Genomic DNA, 15352 nt, shown 5'->3' with positions numbered 1-15352 from the left:
AGATCCCCCGATGACCGATCAACCGCTGCTGGTCGCCGAGAATCTGCGGCTCAACTTCGGCGAGACCAAGGCGCTCGACGACGCCTCTCTGCACGTCTGGCCGGGTGAGGTGGTCGCGCTGATGGGCCCGTCCGGCTCCGGCAAGTCGACCCTGCTGCACTGCCTGGCCGGCATCCTTCAGCCCGAGTCCGGCCGGGTCGGTTATGACGGCCGCGACCTGACCGCGATGTCCGACAGCGAGCGGAGCGCCCTGCGGCGTGGGGAGTTCGGATTCGTCTTCCAGTTCGGGCAGCTCGTGCCGGAGTTGACCTGTGTGGAAAACGTGGCGCTTCCGCTGCGACTGTCCGGTGCCGGCCGGCGGGAGGCGCATCGCACCGCCACCGACTGGCTGGAGCGCCTGGAGGTCGGTGAGGTGGCCGGTAAACGTCCCGGTCAGGTCTCCGGCGGCCAGGGCCAGCGAGTCGCCGTGGCCCGGGCGCTGGTCAGCCGTCCCCGAGTGGTGTTCGCCGACGAGCCGACCGGCGCGCTCGACTCGCTCAACGGCGAGCTGGTGATGAAGCTGTTCATCGCCGCCGCGCGTGACACCGGCGCCGCGGTCGTGCTCGTCACCCACGAGCCCCGGGTCGCGGCGTATTCCGACCGGGAGGCCGTGGTGCGTGACGGCCGGGTCCGCGAGCAGGAGTATGCGCAGTGACCAGCCGTGGCCGGTTCCGCCGGTGGATCTTCGAGCTCGGGCTGGGTGCCCGGATGAGCGTCGCCGGCGGCCGAGCGGGTTGGGCCCGGCTCGCGTTGATCGCGGCCGGCACCGGAGTCGGTGTCGCCCTGCTGCTGTGCATAGCCGCCCTGCCGTCCGCGCTGGAGGCGAGCAGCGCCCGCGAGGAGGCCCGCACCGAAGCGATCGACAGCGAACGTGAGGTCGCGCGGGGCGACGACACGCTGCTGCTCGGCATCGCCACGACCACCTTCCGCGATGACGCCATCCACGGGCGGATGCTGCAGCCGGAGGGCACCCGGCCACCGATCCCGCCCGGCATCACCGCTCTGCCGAAACCCGGCGAGATGGTGGTCTCCCCCGCTCTGCGGCAGCTCATCGCCGCCAATCCGGTGCTGGCCGAGCGATGGGACGCCGAAATCGTCGGGACGATCAGCGACGAGGGCTTGACCGGTCCCGCCGATCTCGCCTTCTACCTGGGCACTGACACTCTCACCGAGGAGACCGGTCACCGGATCGACGCGTTCGGGCATTCCTTCGAGGCCGAGGGGGTGTCGCCGATGATGGTGCTGCTCACCGCGGTCGGCATGGTCGTGCTGCTGACGCCGGTGATCGTGTTCATGGCCAGCGCGGTCCGGTTCGGCGGAGAGGCCCGCGACAAGCGGCTGGCCGCGTTGCGCCTGGTCGGCTCGGACGCCGGCATGACCCGCCGGATCGCAGCCGGGGAGACGCTCGCGGGGGCCGTGCTCGGTCTGCTGGTCGGCGCGGTTCTCGCGGTCGTAGCGGCACTGCTGGCCAATCGGTATGCGACCGGGCCACTGAGCTTCTTCCTGTCCGACATGCGCCCGGTACCAGTGCTGGTCGTGCTGATCGCACTGGGTGTGCCGGCCGTGGCCGTGCTGGTGACGCTCTCGGCGATGCGACGGGTCGTGGTGGAGCCGCTCGGAGTGGTCCGGCTCAGCGTCACCATCCGGCGGCGGCTGTGGTGGCGGCTGCTCCTGCCCGCGGCCGGCATCTTCCTGCTCTGGCCGCTCAAGGACGGCCTCGGTGAGTCGTCGGGTTCGCTCGAGTTCCAGGCGGCCACGGGGGTCGCTCTGTTGCTGATCGGCCTGGCACTGCTGCTGCCGTGGCTGGTCGACGCGGTAGTGCACCGACTCGGTGGCGGCGGCGTCGCATGGGAGCTGGCGGTGCGCCGACTTCAGCTGGACAGCGGCACCGCGGTGCGCGCGGTGTCCGGAATCGCGGTCTCGGTGGCCGGGGTGATCGCGTTGCAAGGCCTGGTCACTGGCATCGAAGCGCAGGTCGGCGGCCCTGGTCAGACAGCCTCCAGCACGTCGCGGCACCAGGTCATGCCGAATTCGGACCTACCGGTCAGCACGTGGACCGAGGCGCTTCAGTCGACCGCCGGTGTCCGGAGTGTCGAGCCGGTGCGCCTGGCACGGGCGGCCCAGGCCGGGGTCGAGACCGAGATTCGGATCGGCAGCTGCGCGGCCCTCGCCGGATATGCCGAGGTGCCCGGTTGTGTCGACGGTGACGCCTACGCCATCAACATCGCCAACAGTGGAGTCTTCACGATCGAGGGCGGCGGGCAGTGGACGGCGCCCGCGTCCACCCGGGACGTGACGGCATTCGACACGCTGCTGGACTATGGACCGCTCATGCTGATCACTCCGGCGGCGGCGGGAGACGCCTTCCCGGCCGGCGAAGCCCGGTACACGTTGACCCTCGACAACCAGACTCCGGATGCGGTCGACCGGCTGCGCAACACGGCGGCCCGGCTGGATCCGCAGGCGCTGGTGAACGGCCCCGGCAACGACGCCGTGGCCAACGCGTTGCGGACCATCCGGCAGGGTCTGCTGGCGGGCACGATCGCGATGCTCGCCCTGATCGGGGCCAGTCTGGTGGTCAACGTGGCCGAGCAGATGCGGGAGCGGCGGCAGGTTCTAGCCGTGCTGGTCGCGTTCGGCACGAGACGACGCACGCTCTCCGGGTCGGTGCTGGTGCAGGCCGCGGTCCCGGTGCTGCTCGGCATGACACTTGCGATCGGTTTCGGCAGCGGGCTGTCCTCGGTGCTGATGGCGGCGGTGGAGGCGCCGGTCACCGTGGACTGGTTCGGAATCGGCACGACATCCGGGATGGCCGCGCTGGTCGTCCTCGGAACTACGGCCGCTGCGCTGCCCACTCTGCTGCGCCTGACCCGACCAGGCAACCTCCGCAGCGAATAGCGCCGTGCGGCTCTCCCTGCTGTCTCACGCAGTTGGGACAGCAGGGAGAGCCCAACAAAATCCCGGACGTACTTCCGGCGCGGGCCTCTGCGGCACGCGGACCTTCTGCCGCACGCAGGCCCCCGCGGCACGCAGGCCCCCGCGGCACGCGAGCCCTCCGCGGATGTGAGCGGCCGGCCGACGGGGCTCTCGGGCCGCAGCCGAGATCCGTTGAACGAGGTCGACACCGAAATTCGCTTCCGGGTGGTCGGCGTCAGCGTTGGAGTCACCACACGCGAAGGCTCCGGCTCGCTCCGAGTGGGAGCTTGCCGGAGCCAGGAGCTGCGTGGCCGGTCAGACGAGGGCGTGGCCGGGTACAGCGGTTGCCGCTGGTGCAGGAGCGACGGCCGAAACCAGACCGAGAGGCTGAGCCGAACCGACTACCGGAACCAGATTGCCGGCCAGGCTGGCGCCCGGCACCGGACCGGTGGCCTGAGCCGAACCGGTGGCCTGAGCCGAACCGGTGGCCTGAGTCAGTGCGGCGGACTGAGCCGAAACAGCGCCCGAATCCCGGGCTACGGCCGGGACCCGACCGACCGGCGGGACCGGACCGACGGCCTGGGTGGGGCGATGGGTGGCCAGGTAGCGGGCGTTCCAGGCGATCAGCAGGGCGAATGTCACCACGGTCAGGCCGGTGGACACGCCGACCATCACCTCGATCGGGAGGAGGTAGACCAGGGCGACTCGGATCACGGCCTCGGCGAGCAGGCCGCCGCCCCATACCAGGGAGGCGAGACGGTGGCCGTGGCGGACGTCCGGGTTGGTGGCGTAGGCCTGGGCCAGTTCGCCGGATTTGCCGGGCATGAAGGTCTGCTGTGCGGCCAGAGTCAGCGGTCGTCCGCCGTGCAGTCCGGTGACCAGGAACGCCAGGCCGATCGCGGCGGCCATCGCCGAGTGCTTGATGATCAGGAACCGTGGGTCGCCGGTGAGGACGGTGAAGAGCAGCCCGACTCCGAAGACCGCGGCCATGACCATCGAGAACGGGCTGAGTGCCCGACTTCGTACCGCCACCCACCCCATGCGTAGGGCGGCGCCCGCGGTACCGGCCAGCAGAGCCGCGGTGTCGGAGGCACCGGCCGCGTGCAGCCCGTAGTAGGTGACGAGCGGCAGCCCCAGGTCCCAGACCAGTCCACGGATCATCTCGCCGAGCCCGTTGGCGTGTTTCCCGTCGTGCTGCATCACAGTCCCCCTCGGTGGCGGCCCCCGATTCCGGCGGCGATGCATCAATGCTGTCGGGAAGGGGTGCCGCGCCGGGACGACCGAGCCGCTGAGCCCGGTTGTCCACCGACCGGTGGACACGGCCGACGGCGGGCTTCCGGATGCGAAGCCGGTTCGAGACCGACCGCGCACGACCAGCGAGCGAGACCGACGACAGCCAGACGACCGACCGGGCACGAGTGGCCGGGAAGACCGACCGGGCACGAGTGGCCGGGAAGACCGACCCCGGCCGGGCGGTCAGTGGTGCAGGGCCAGTGAGCTGTCGGTGACGACCTGGTTGCGGCCCTGCTTCTTGGCCGTGTAGAGCGCACGGTCGGCCCGCCGCAGCAGAGGCTCGACCCCGGTCCCGGGCAGAAGCTCGGCGACCCCGGCGCTGAAGGTGACCCGCAGCGGGCCCCTCGGCGTGTCCAGGGTGGCCAGCTCGCAGCATCGGCGCCATTGTTCGGCCAGTTCGGCGGCGGTGTCCGCGCCGACTCCGGGAAGGATGACGGCGAACTCCTCGCCGCCGTATCGGGCCACCGTGCCGGTGTCGCCGACCGCCACCGTCAACTGCTGTGCCAGCCGGATCAGCACCTCGTCGCCGACGGCGTGGCCGTACGTGTCGTTGATGTTCTTGAAGTGGTCGACGTCGAGCATGACCACCGCGAGCCGGTCGGCCTGTTCGCGTAGCACCACGGTCAGGTGGCGGCGGTTGTACACACCGGTCAGGCCGTCGCGTACCGCCTGGTCGGTGAGTTCGGCGCGGAGGCGTTCCAGTTCGGTGACGTCCCGGACCACGACGACCGCGCCGGGCGTGCTGCCGTCGGCCGTACGCATGCGGACCACGCGAACGTCGTACATGGTGCCGTTTCCGCTGGTCAGGGTTTGCTGTTCGGCGCCGCCGGCAAAGGCCGCGGTGAGGTCCGGGCCGACCACCTCGAACCACATCCGGCCGACCACGTCGCCTTCCGGCACGTGGCCCTCCACGGCGAGCATCTCGGCGGCGGCCGGGTTGACGTCGAGGACCCGGCCATCCTGGTCGAGCACCATCACGGCGTCCGTGATCGCGGCGATGACCTGCTCGTACGCGACCGGCATCCGGCGCGCGGGCGTGCCGGAGCGGTCCGCCCAGAACCACATCGACGCGGTGATCAGGAACAGGACCGGGGTGAGGTCGACCTGCCGGGCGCCGAGGTCGGCGAAGATGGTGAGCATGTTGCCGCCCAGCGGGGCGAGCGCGCCGGCCAGGAAGACCACGAACACCCGGCGGTGCCCGCGGACCGCTCGGCGCATGGCGCCCACCGACCGGACCGTCCCGATGCCGATCATCGCGTAGCAGTACGCGGTGTGCAGCCAGTACAGCGGCCCGAAGTGGACGATGACGCCCTCGACCGGGTCCACCGCCGCGGAGGTGAAGAACAGGTGGTGCCACGGGTCGGTGATCACGGCGGCGGTGAGGAGCACCGGATGGACCCAGAGCACGGCCCGCCGCCGGCGCAGCAGTTCGACTCGCCGGCCGGTGAAGACCGTGGAGTGCCACAGGAATCCGCCCACGACCATGGCGACGCCGGGGAACATGACGTAGGTGGCCCCGATCGCGACGGGCGCCGCGTCGGCTCCGACGGCGACCGCCTGGGCCAGCGACCACAGCGCGGCCCCGGCGGTGATCAGCGCCAGTGACGGCGCCAGCGGCGTCCGGTGACGCCGTCGCCAGGACAGCACCGCGTAGGTCGCCGCGACCAGGGTCGCGGCGGCATACACCGTGACCAGTGCGGCTCGCATGCAGTCTCCTTCGTTCCGGCGTTGCGCATCGGCCGGACGGAAACCGAGTTGAGGAAAAGTGGTCCCCGGCCCCCGGGTGCATGGCGACGAGGGACGGCGGCGCTGCCCACGCCTCGACGTCTACCCGTAGAGGCGCTCGAACAGCCGGAACAGCGGCCGGTCGTAGATTTTCAGGGCGGCCCGGGTGTTGATGTGGTTGTGCACGCCGTCCCCGCCGATCGGCCCGATGTCGCCGGCGCCGAAGTAGGTCTCCAGGCCGTGCGCGAAGTACTCGTCGACGTGGCCGGCCGCGCTGGTGTTGAGCCACAGCCCGAGACGACGGGCGGCCCGGTGGGCGGCGGCGAGTTCGTCGTCGAGGGCGGGGTCGAGGCGGCGCAGCGCCACCCGCAGCAGGACGTGCCCGAACCGCCTGACGAACCGACCCTCGGTCGACACCAGCAGCGGAGAGGCGACGACGGGACAGCGCGCCGTATCGGGGACGACGATCACGTGCACGCCCTGCCGGACGAGTTCCGGCATCACCTGGTGTGAACGGAGCCGGACCAGCACACCCACTCGTTCCCGGACACGGGAGACGACGTCATCGGGGCCGAACACCGGCAGTCCCCAGGCGTCGACATGTCGGACGTGCCAGGTGGGCTCGGCGAGGCGGTTCATGCGGCTACCCTGTTAGCGTGAACATTTCGCCGACCGCGGGCCGGGAGCTGTATGCGGGCCGATCCCGTGAGCAGCGGGAGTCCGAGCGGTACGACAAGATCGTCGCCGCGGCCGTGCATCTGTTCGCCACCCGTGACTTCGACGAGGTGACGGTCGCCGACGTCTGCGCCGAGGCGAAGGTGTCGAAGCGCTACTTTTACCACCATTTCACCGACCGGGCCGATCTGCTCTTCCGGGTGCACACCGCGCAGAACGCGTGGCTGCTCGACGCCCTGGTGGCGGCCGGGCCGCCCAGCGGGACGGTGGAGGAGCTGGTCACGCCGGTGATGCACACGCTGACCAGGTTGCTGCGGGAGCATCCGGAGCGGGCCCGGGTGATCTACATCAACGCGCCGCGGATGGAGTTGCGCCGGCGTGGCCTGCTGCGCGAGGAGGCCGTACTCCTCGGTGATCTGATTCTGCGGTCCGGCGGTGAGCCGGCTGACCTGCGGTTGTTCGAGCGGGCCGTGCTGGCTCTGGTCGCCGGGGCCACCGAGCTGATCATCGAGTGGGTGGTGCAGGATTTCACCGAGCCGGCCGAGGAGCTGGCCGATCATCTGACCCGGATCGCCGTGTCGATGCTGGCGGGCGTCGCCGTGACGCCGGAGCCGGTCTGAGCACGAGTTGAGCCGCGCGTTGCCGCCGGGCGCGGCCATGGTCAGAACCGGGAGGAAGCGGCGCACGGGGAACTCCTAGGAGGCGCGGCGGAGACGATCGAGGACGGTCTGAACGACGACCACGACGGCGAGGAAGACGCCGCTGATCACCTGCTGCCAATTGCTGTTCAGATCACCGACCTGGTTGATCATGTTCTGGATGACACCGAGCAGCAGCACTCCGGCGACGGTTCCGGCGATGCTTCCGGCTCCGCCGGTCAGCAGCGTTCCGCCGATCACCACGGCGGCGATCGCGTCCAGTTCCATGCCCGCGCCGAGAACGGTCACCCCGGATCCCAATTTGGCGGCGTTGATGGCCCCGGCCAGGCCGGCGAGCAATCCGGAAAGGACATAAACCCAGACTTTGGTACGGCGTACGCCCACCCCCATCAGGGCTGAGGCGTCCTCACTCCCGCCGATCGCGTACACCGACTGCCCGAACCCGGTCCGGGCGAGCACCAGCATCCCGATCAGCACCAGGACCACGGCCAGCCACACCTGGTAGCCGAGGCCGAGCAGGGAGCCGGTGCCGAGCGTGCCGAACGCGTCGCTCTGCACCACGTAGGTGGTCGACCCCTCGTCGCTGAGCGCGCGCATCAGTCCCCGGGCGCCGAGCAGCGCCGCCAGCGTGACGATGAACGGTGCCATCCGGGTGTAGGCGATGAGCAGCCCGTTGACCAGCCCGATCGTCGCGCACACGGCCAGCGGCACGAGCACCGCCGCGACCAGTCCGTACCGTGAGGCCCAGGCGGCGAGCACCCCGCCGAGCACGTAGAGCGACCCGACCGACAGGTCGATGCCGCCGGTGAGGATCACGAAGGTCATGCCGAGCGCGATCAGCATCGGCGGCGCCGCGGCGACCAGGATCGTCCCGGCGTTGTCGAGGCTGCGGAAGTCGGGGAACACCGCGAGCGCGAACACCACCACCGTGACCAGCACGGCGAACGCCCCCTGCCGCTGGACGACACCGACGATCCGGTCGGTGCGCTCGCTGCGGGCGGTGTCGGTGGCACTCATGGCCGGGCTCCCCTCGAGCAGGGCCGGGGTCATCGGGTCTTCCTCTCCCGGGCCACGTAGACGGCGACGAGGATGATGACCGCCTGGGCCATCTCGGCCGTCGACGGCCCCAGATCGTGCTTGATCATGGTGGCGATCACGAGCTGCATCAGCAGGGCGCCCGCGACGGTGCCGAGGATCCGGACCTTTCCGCCGGTGAGCGGGGTGCCGCCGACGACGACCGCGGTGATCGCGGACAGTTCGATGAGCAGGCCCACCGCGGAGGCGTCGCTGGACTGGATCCGGGCCACCGACAGCAGACCGGCGATCGAGGCGAGAACCGCGCAGACCACGTAGACGGTGATCAGCACCCGTTTGACCGGCAGTCCGGCCAGTTCGGTGGCCCGCCGGTTACCGCCGACGGCCAGCAGCCGGCGGCCGAACACGGTGCGGCGCAGCACGAACGCGACGATCGCGACGAGGACGGCGGCGATCCACACCAGCACCGGGATGCCGAGTAGGTCCCCCGAACCGAGGTAGAGCAGCTCGGGGTTGCGGATGTCCTTGAGCTGCCCGTCGGAGATCACCACGGCCAGGCCGCGACCGCCGACGAACACGGCCAGCGTGGCGACGATCGGCTGCAACCCGACCCGGGCCACGAGTACGCCGTTGATCAGGCCGACCGCGATCCCGGCGGCCAGTGACACCCCGATCGCGGCGACCACCCCGTACCCCAGATAGAGCGGGATCAGCGCGGCGGCCAGCGCCATCACCGACCCGACCGACAGGTCGATGCCCTCGGTACCGATGACCAGCGCCATCCCGAGCGCGACGATCACGATCGGGGCGACCTGGATCAGCTGGATCCGCAGGTTGCTGAGGGTGAGGAAGTACGGGGTGAAGAAGACGTTGTAGAGAACGAGCAGCCCGACGGCGAGGTAGACGCCGTATTCGGGCAGCCAGGACCGGACGTCGGTGCGCCGGGCGGAAAGAGTCGACGTGGTCATGAGTGTTCCTCGGAGGGTGCTGCCGCGGCGATGCCGGCCATCAGGTCTTCGGTGGTCACCTGGTCGCCGGTGAGGTGGCCGACGACCACGCCGTCGCGCAGTACCACCACCCGGTCCGAGCCCTCGACCAGTTCTTCGGCGTCGGAGGAGACCAGGACGACGCCCAGGCCCTCCCCGGCCAGTTCGTCGATCAGGCTCTGCACCTCGGCCTTGGCGCCGACATCGATGCCGCGGGTGGGCTCGTCTAGCAGCAGGATCTTGGGGTCGGTGGCGAGCAGGCGGGCGAGCAGCACCTTCTGCTGGTTGCCGCCGGACAGGTTGCCGACCAGTTGGTCCGGGCCGGACGCCTTGATCCGCAGCCGGGTCATGTACCGCTCGACGATCCGGTCGATCCTGGCGTCCGAGACGATGCCGAGGCGCGACATGCGTGGCAGCACGGCCAGGGCGATGTTGTCGCGGACCGACAGGCCGGCCACGATGCCCTCGGCCTTGCGGTCCTCCGGCTGCACGGCGATGCCCGCGGCGACGGCCTGGACGGTGGTCGGCCGTTTCAAGTCGGTGCCGTCGACCTCGACGGTTCCGGAGTCGATCGGGTACGCCCCACCGATCGCCTTGATCGTCTCGCTGCGCCCGGCACCGAGCAGCCCGCCCAGCCCGACGACCTCGCCGGGCCGCACGTCGAAGCTGATGTCGTGCAGCCTGGTCCGGCTGGTCAGCCCGGTGACCCGGAGGACCGGCCGGGCGTCGCCGTCGGTGTCGTGGTCACCGGCGAACGCGGTGAAGCCCTGCCGCCGGGTCGGCGACATCTCCCGGCCGAGCATCATCGACACGAGTTCGATGCGTTCCAGGTCGGCGAGCTTTCCGGTGTGGACCAGCCGGCCGTCGCGCAGGATGGTGACCGAGTCGCAGATCTCGTAGAGCTCGTCCATCCGGTGCGACACGTAGACGATGCCGATGCCCTGGCCGTGCAGCCGGCGGATCACCGAGAACAGCGTCTGCACCTCACGCGGTTCGAGTGAGGAGGTCGGCTCGTCCATGATGACGACCTTCGCCTCGATCATCACGGCCCGGGCCAGGGCGACCATCTGCTGCGCGCCGAGTGCCAGGGTGCCGAGCCGGCGGCGTACGTCGGTGGTGACGCCGTAGTCGGCGAGGACGTCGCGGGCCTCGCGTTCCATCCGGCGGCGGTCGATCAGGCCGAGGGAGTCACGGGGTTCCCGGCCGAGGAACAGGTTCTGGGCCACACTCATCAGCGGGATGAGGTTGACCTCCTGATAGATCGTGGAGATCCCGGCGCGCTGGGCGTCCATCGGAGCGGCGAACGACACCGGCCGACCCTGGTAGCGCAGCGAGCCCGCGTCCGGCTGGTAGACGCCGGTCAGCACCTTGATCAGGGTGGACTTGCCGGCGCCGTTCTCACCGACGAGGGCGTGCACCTCGCCGGGCCGCAGGGTGAAGGACACGTCGTCGAGCGCGCGGACCCCGGGGAAACTCTTGGACACGCCGGTGACTTCGAGCAGCGTCACGCGTACCTCTCAATGGGGTTGGGAAAGGGCGCCCGGCGCGATGCCGGACGCCCTCGCGATCAGTAGGCGCTGCCGATGTCGGTCTTGGCGTTGGTGGTGTCGTAGGCCCGGTCGGCGATGATGATGTCCTGGCCGACCGCCTCGCCGCCGAAGAACTTGGTCGCGGTCTCGAAGGCCAGCGGGCCGAAGCGCGGGTTGGACTCGATGACCGCGGAGATCCAGCCGTCGACGATGCCCTGGACCGCGCCCTCGGTGCCGTCGATCGACACGATCTTGACGTCGCCGGCCTTCTTGCCCGCGCCCTTGAGCGCGGTGACCGCGCCGAGGGCCATCTCGTCGTTCTCGCCGTAGATGCCGTTGATGTCGGGGTTGGACTGGAGCAACTGCTCGGCGACCTTCTGGCCCTCCTCGCGGGAGAAGTTGCCGGTCTGCTCGAAGGTGACCTTGATATCCGGGGCGACCTTGGCGATCTGGTCCTTGAAACCGCTGGTCCGCAGGGTCGTCACGTTGTTGCCGGGCGCGCCGAGCAGGATCGCGACCTCGCCCTTGTTGCCCAGCGCCTTGGCCATCTCGTCGGCGGCGCGCTTGCCCTGCTCGGCGAAGTCGGAGCCGATGAAGGTCAGGTAGTCCTTGCAGGCGGTGGCGTTGATCTTGCGGTCGATCGTGACGATCGGGACCTTCTTGGCCGACGCCTTGGCGAAGACCGAGTCCCAGCCGTCGGAGTTGAGCGGTGCGATGATCAGCAGCTGCACGCCCGAGTCGATCATCTGCTCGACGTCGCTGATCTGCTTGTTGAACTGTGAGTTCGCGTTCGCTGTTGTGAGGTTGGTGATACCCAGCCTGGCGGCTTCGTCCTCGATGGACCGAGTCTCGGCGATCCGGAACGGGTTGGCCTCCTTCTCCGACTGGGAGAAGCCGACCTTGGCCGTCTTGAGATCGACCTTCGTGCCGCCGTACTGGTCGATGGTGCAGGTGGCGGCGCCGGGGGCGGCCGACTGGACGACCTGCGAGGCAGCCGGCGCCGGGCCCGCGGCACTGCCGGCCGGGCTCTCCTCGGACTTGGCGCAGGCGCCCGCTCCGGCCAGCACCATGGCAGCACCGAGCACGGCGGCCGCAGGCCGCCACCTGTTCGACCGAACACTCATTGCGTGAACTCCTTGCGAGAGAAGCGGCTGCTGGCCGCGGTGATGTCTCGTCGGGGGTGACCGCAGGGTGACTCGCGGTGGAACACATTCACGCATCATCGAACTTTTTCTGTCAAGGACTTGCGTGGAAAACTAACTGAAACGAACATGTTCCAGATGACAGCCTCGCGCATCGTCGAACACCTGGCAACAGACCCGCCCTAAGGCATCGACATATTTTGTTGAACCTTGTTGACAGTTACCTTAACCATCACGAGACTCTGCCGGTGAGAGCGCTCTCTTCCCCCCGTCAAGTGTGTGCAAGAAAGGACGAACCATGCACCGTCCCGCACTGCTCGGCGCCGCGCTCCTCCTGGCCGCCACCCTGAGTCCGACCCCCGGCTACGCCGCTGGATTCGCCGCGCCACCAGCGCCGCAACCCGCCGCCGGCACCCCGGCACTCTCCCCCGGCATGATCGCCGCCATGCAACGCGATCTCGGCCTCGACGCCGACGAGATCGCCGAGCGGCTGACCGTCGAGGCCGCCGCCCCGGTCGTCGAGAAACGGCTGCGGGCCCAGCTCGGCAAACGGTTCGCCGGCGCCTGGATCCCGGCCGGCGCCACCCGCTTGACCGTGGCCGTCACCAGCGCCGCCGACGCCACCGCGGTCCGCGCCGAGGGTGCCGTCCCGAAGCTGGTCGAACGCGGTGAGAGCGACCTCGCCGCGACCCGGTCCAAGCTCGACGAGCGCGGCGGCGCCGCCCCCGACAGCGTGCACGGCTGGTACGTCGATCCGGCCTCGAACAGCGTCGTCATCACCGCCGCGCCCGGCACCGAGGCCCAGGCCCGGAAGTTCGCCGAGGCCGGTGGCGCGACCGGAGTCACCGTCCGGACCACCACGGCGGCCCGCCCGCAGCCGATGTACGACACCCGCGGCGGCGACCAGTACGTGATCAACGGCAACACGCTGTGCTCGGTCGGGTTCTCGGTGGCCGGCGGTTTCGTCACGGCCGGACACTGCGGCGGGACCGGCAGCCCCACCCTCGGCTTCAACAACGTCGCGCAGGGCACGTTCGCCGGCTCGTCCTTCCCCGGAAACGACTACGCCTGGGTGCGTACCAACGGCAACTGGGTCTCCCAGCCGTGGGTCAACAACTACTCCGGCGGGAACGTACTGGTCGCCGGTTCGCAGGAGGCCGCGATCGGCAGCTCGATCTGCCGCTCCGGACGGACCACCGGCTGGCGCTGCGGCACCCTGCTGGGCAAGAACGAGACGATCAACTACGCGCAGGGCGCGGTCTCCGGACTGAGCCGCAGCAACGCGTGCGCGCAGCCCGGCGACTCCGGCGGGTCGTGGATCTCCGGCAACCAGGCACAGGGCGTCACCTCCGGTGGCTCGGGTGACTGCACCTCCGGCGGCACCATGTGGTTCCAGCCGGTCAACGAGATCCTTTCGGTGTACGGCCTGTCGCTGACCACCTCGGGCGGCGGCGGTGGCGGCGCCGTGATCAGCAACTGGAACAACAAGTGCCTCGACGTGCCGAACGGTGACTTCGCCGACGGTGTGCTGGTCCAGATGTGGAACTGCAACGGCTCGGCGGCACAGCGCTGGGAGGCGGTCGGCGGCACCCTGCGCACCGGCAACAACAAGTGCCTCGACGTGCCGTGGGGCTCGACCGCCAACGGGGTGATCCTGCAGATCGTCACGTGCAGCGGCAACCCGGCCCAGCAGTGGGTGCTCAGCGCCGCCGGTGACCTGGTCAACCCGCAGGCGAACAAGTGCATCGACATCCGGGACTGGAACGACACCGAGGGCGCCCGGGTGCAGCTCTGGGACTGCGCCGGAACCCTCAACCAGAAGTGGCGTCGCGGCTGACGTCCCTCCTCGGCGGCGTTACCTGACCGGTCCGGGCGGCGGGCCCGGCCGGTCAGGTGACGCTCCGGCGGTTCACCCCGTGGGCCTCAGGAGGACACCCGACCTGCCGACCTGTCAGCTCGATGAAGCGGACCCCGTGGTCGGTCTACGTCGCGTTCGCCGTGCTGGTGCTCGCGGCGTACACCGTCGCCCTGATCCTCTCGGCGCCCGACTCCGTCACCGGCGTCCTGGCGCTGGTGGCACTGGCCGGCGGCACCGTCGCCATGCTGTACGGCATCCGCCGACACCGCCCGGCCTCGCGGTGGCCGTGGCTGCTCGTACTGGGGCAGCTGATGGTCGCGACCGCGGCCGTACTGCCGCCGAGCGTGATGGAGGTCGGCGGGCACCGGACGCCGAGCATCACCGACGCCGTGCTGCTCGCCGCCAACGCCATCGGGACGTTCGTGCTGCTGCGGATCGTGCGGCGGCGTACCCCCGGGTGGGATCTGCCCGGCCTGATCGACGCCGGGATCCTCACGGTCGCAGCCACGCTGCTGTCCTGGATCTACGTCATCGATCCGGTCGTCGGCGACGGCACCGATCTGGCGGTACGGGTCGTCTCCGCCGCGTATCCGCTGACCGACCTGCTGCTGGCCGCACTCGGCGCCCGCCTGCTACTGGACGCCGGCCCGAAGCCGGTGGCGGTCCGCGCGCTCACCGGCTACCTGGTGCTGATCATCGTCCCGGACACGATCAGCACCCTCGCCGCGTTGAACGGCGACGACGGCTGGATGCCGCTGGCCTACCTGCTGTGGAGCGCGTCCGCGCTGCTGCTCGGCATGATCGGCATGCACCCGTCGCTGCGCGATGTGGACGCCCCGGCCGCGCAGATCACCCAGGACCTCGGTCCGGCCCGGCTCACCGCGCTCGCGATCGCCTCGCTGCTGGCCCCGGCCGCGTTGCTGGTCCAGTACCTGCGCGGGGCACCGCTGCACGTCCCGCTCGTCTGTGCCGGGTGCGGGGTGCTGTTCCTGCTGGTCATCGGGCGGTTGGCGGGGCTCGTGGCGGTGCAGCGGCGGATGGCGATCACCGACGAGCTGACCGGGCTGCGCACCCGCCGGCACTTCCAGAACGCCCTGAACGGCACCCGCGGGACGGCCGCGGTGCTGTTGCTCGACATCGACCACTTCAAACGGGTCAACGACACGTACGGCCACGACGGCGGCGACCGGGTGCTGCGCGAGGTGGCCCGGCGGCTCGCCGTGGCGGTGGACGCCGGGGTCCTGGCCCGGTACGGCGGGGAGGAGTTCGCCGTACTGCTGCCGGAGGCCGGTCCTGAGCGGGCGCGGGCGGTCGCCGACCGGATTCACGCCGCCGTCCGGGACGTCCCGGTGCCGGTCGGGCCGACCGCGATCACCGTCACCGTGTCGGTGGGCGTGGCCTGTTGTCCGACCGACGCGGAGCAGCCCGGGCAGCTGCCGCTGATCGCCGACCAGCGGCTCTACCAGGCGAAAGCCGCGGGCCGGGACCGCGTCGC

At 70.3% G+C, this 15352-nt stretch carries 11 protein-coding genes and 1 pseudogene; 5 read left to right on the top strand and 7 right to left on the bottom strand.

Annotated features, from left to right (window positions below; all coding sequences use genetic code 11):
* Positions 1–10: 10 nt before the first annotated feature.
* Together Q0Z83_RS07625 and Q0Z83_RS07620 are read left to right on the top strand one after the other, a co-directional pair.
* On the top strand, positions 11–694 hold the full coding sequence (locus Q0Z83_RS07625; RefSeq protein WP_317793098.1) for an ABC transporter ATP-binding protein: 684 nt from the start codon (positions 11–13) through the stop codon (positions 692–694).
* Complete coding sequence (locus Q0Z83_RS07620) at positions 691–2937, top strand: ABC transporter permease (RefSeq protein ID WP_317793097.1); 2247 nt, start codon at positions 691–693, stop codon at positions 2935–2937. The genes Q0Z83_RS07625 and Q0Z83_RS07620 overlap by 4 nt, the downstream gene beginning before the upstream one ends.
* 333 nt (positions 2938–3270) lie before the next feature.
* On the opposite strand, the gene Q0Z83_RS07615 is transcribed toward Q0Z83_RS07620, so the two are convergent.
* From Q0Z83_RS07615 to Q0Z83_RS07605, 3 genes are all read right to left on the bottom strand, one after another.
* A complete protein-coding gene (locus tag Q0Z83_RS07615) occupies positions 3271–4155 on the bottom strand; it encodes a VC0807 family protein (protein WP_317793096.1) in 885 nt (294 codons plus the stop codon).
* Between the two features lie 276 nt (positions 4156–4431).
* The gene (locus Q0Z83_RS07610; RefSeq protein ID WP_317793095.1) at positions 4432–5955 is read right to left on the bottom strand and encodes a histidine kinase N-terminal 7TM domain-containing diguanylate cyclase; all 1524 of its coding nucleotides are present in this window, start codon (positions 5953–5955) and stop codon (positions 4432–4434) included.
* 120 nt (positions 5956–6075) lie between these two features.
* The gene (locus Q0Z83_RS07605; RefSeq protein ID WP_317793094.1) at positions 6076–6612 is read right to left on the bottom strand and encodes a hypothetical protein; all 537 of its coding nucleotides are present in this window, start codon (positions 6610–6612) and stop codon (positions 6076–6078) included.
* A gap of 17 nt (positions 6613–6629) precedes the next feature.
* Between Q0Z83_RS07605 and Q0Z83_RS07600 the strand changes: the two genes are divergently transcribed.
* Positions 6630–7268 (top strand): TetR/AcrR family transcriptional regulator, encoded by a 639-nt coding sequence (locus tag Q0Z83_RS07600; protein WP_317793093.1) that lies wholly within the window; start codon positions 6630–6632, stop codon positions 7266–7268.
* Between the two features lie 75 nt (positions 7269–7343).
* Here the strand turns inward: Q0Z83_RS07600 and Q0Z83_RS07595 are convergent, their stop codons facing one another.
* The 4 genes from Q0Z83_RS07595 to Q0Z83_RS07580 are packed head-to-tail and all read right to left on the bottom strand — an operon-like array spanning position 7344 to position 11981.
* A complete protein-coding gene (locus Q0Z83_RS07595; RefSeq protein ID WP_317793092.1) occupies positions 7344–8324 on the bottom strand; it encodes an ABC transporter permease in 981 nt (326 codons plus the stop codon).
* A 29-nt stretch (positions 8325–8353) separates the two neighbouring features.
* A complete protein-coding gene (locus Q0Z83_RS07590; RefSeq protein WP_317793091.1) occupies positions 8354–9310 on the bottom strand; it encodes an ABC transporter permease in 957 nt (318 codons plus the stop codon).
* Positions 9307–10836 carry a sugar ABC transporter ATP-binding protein gene (locus Q0Z83_RS07585; RefSeq protein ID WP_317793090.1) on the bottom strand — a complete coding sequence of 510 codons (1530 nt, stop codon included), beginning with the start codon at positions 10834–10836 and terminating at the stop codon, positions 9307–9309. The genes Q0Z83_RS07590 and Q0Z83_RS07585 overlap by 4 nt, the downstream gene beginning before the upstream one ends.
* A 59-nt stretch (positions 10837–10895) precedes the next feature.
* Positions 10896–11981: an ABC transporter substrate-binding protein gene (locus Q0Z83_RS07580; RefSeq protein ID WP_317793089.1), complete on the bottom strand. Its 1086-nt coding sequence runs from the start codon at positions 11979–11981 to the stop codon at positions 10896–10898.
* A gap of 316 nt (positions 11982–12297) precedes the next feature.
* Here Q0Z83_RS07580 and Q0Z83_RS07575 point away from each other — a divergent pair, with 316 nt between their 5' ends.
* Positions 12298–13836: a ricin-type beta-trefoil lectin domain protein gene (locus Q0Z83_RS07575; RefSeq protein ID WP_317793088.1), complete on the top strand. Its 1539-nt coding sequence runs from the start codon at positions 12298–12300 to the stop codon at positions 13834–13836.
* Between the two features lie 122 nt (positions 13837–13958).
* Positions 13959–15338, top strand: a pseudogene (locus Q0Z83_RS07570) (diguanylate cyclase); the annotation flags it as partial.
* Between the last annotated feature and the right edge of the window lie 14 nt (positions 15339–15352).

The organism is Actinoplanes sichuanensis (assembly GCF_033097365.1).
GTDB classification, from domain to species: Bacteria; Actinomycetota; Actinomycetes; order Mycobacteriales; family Micromonosporaceae; genus Actinoplanes; species Actinoplanes sichuanensis.
This window is presented reverse-complemented; position numbering and strand designations above follow the sequence as displayed.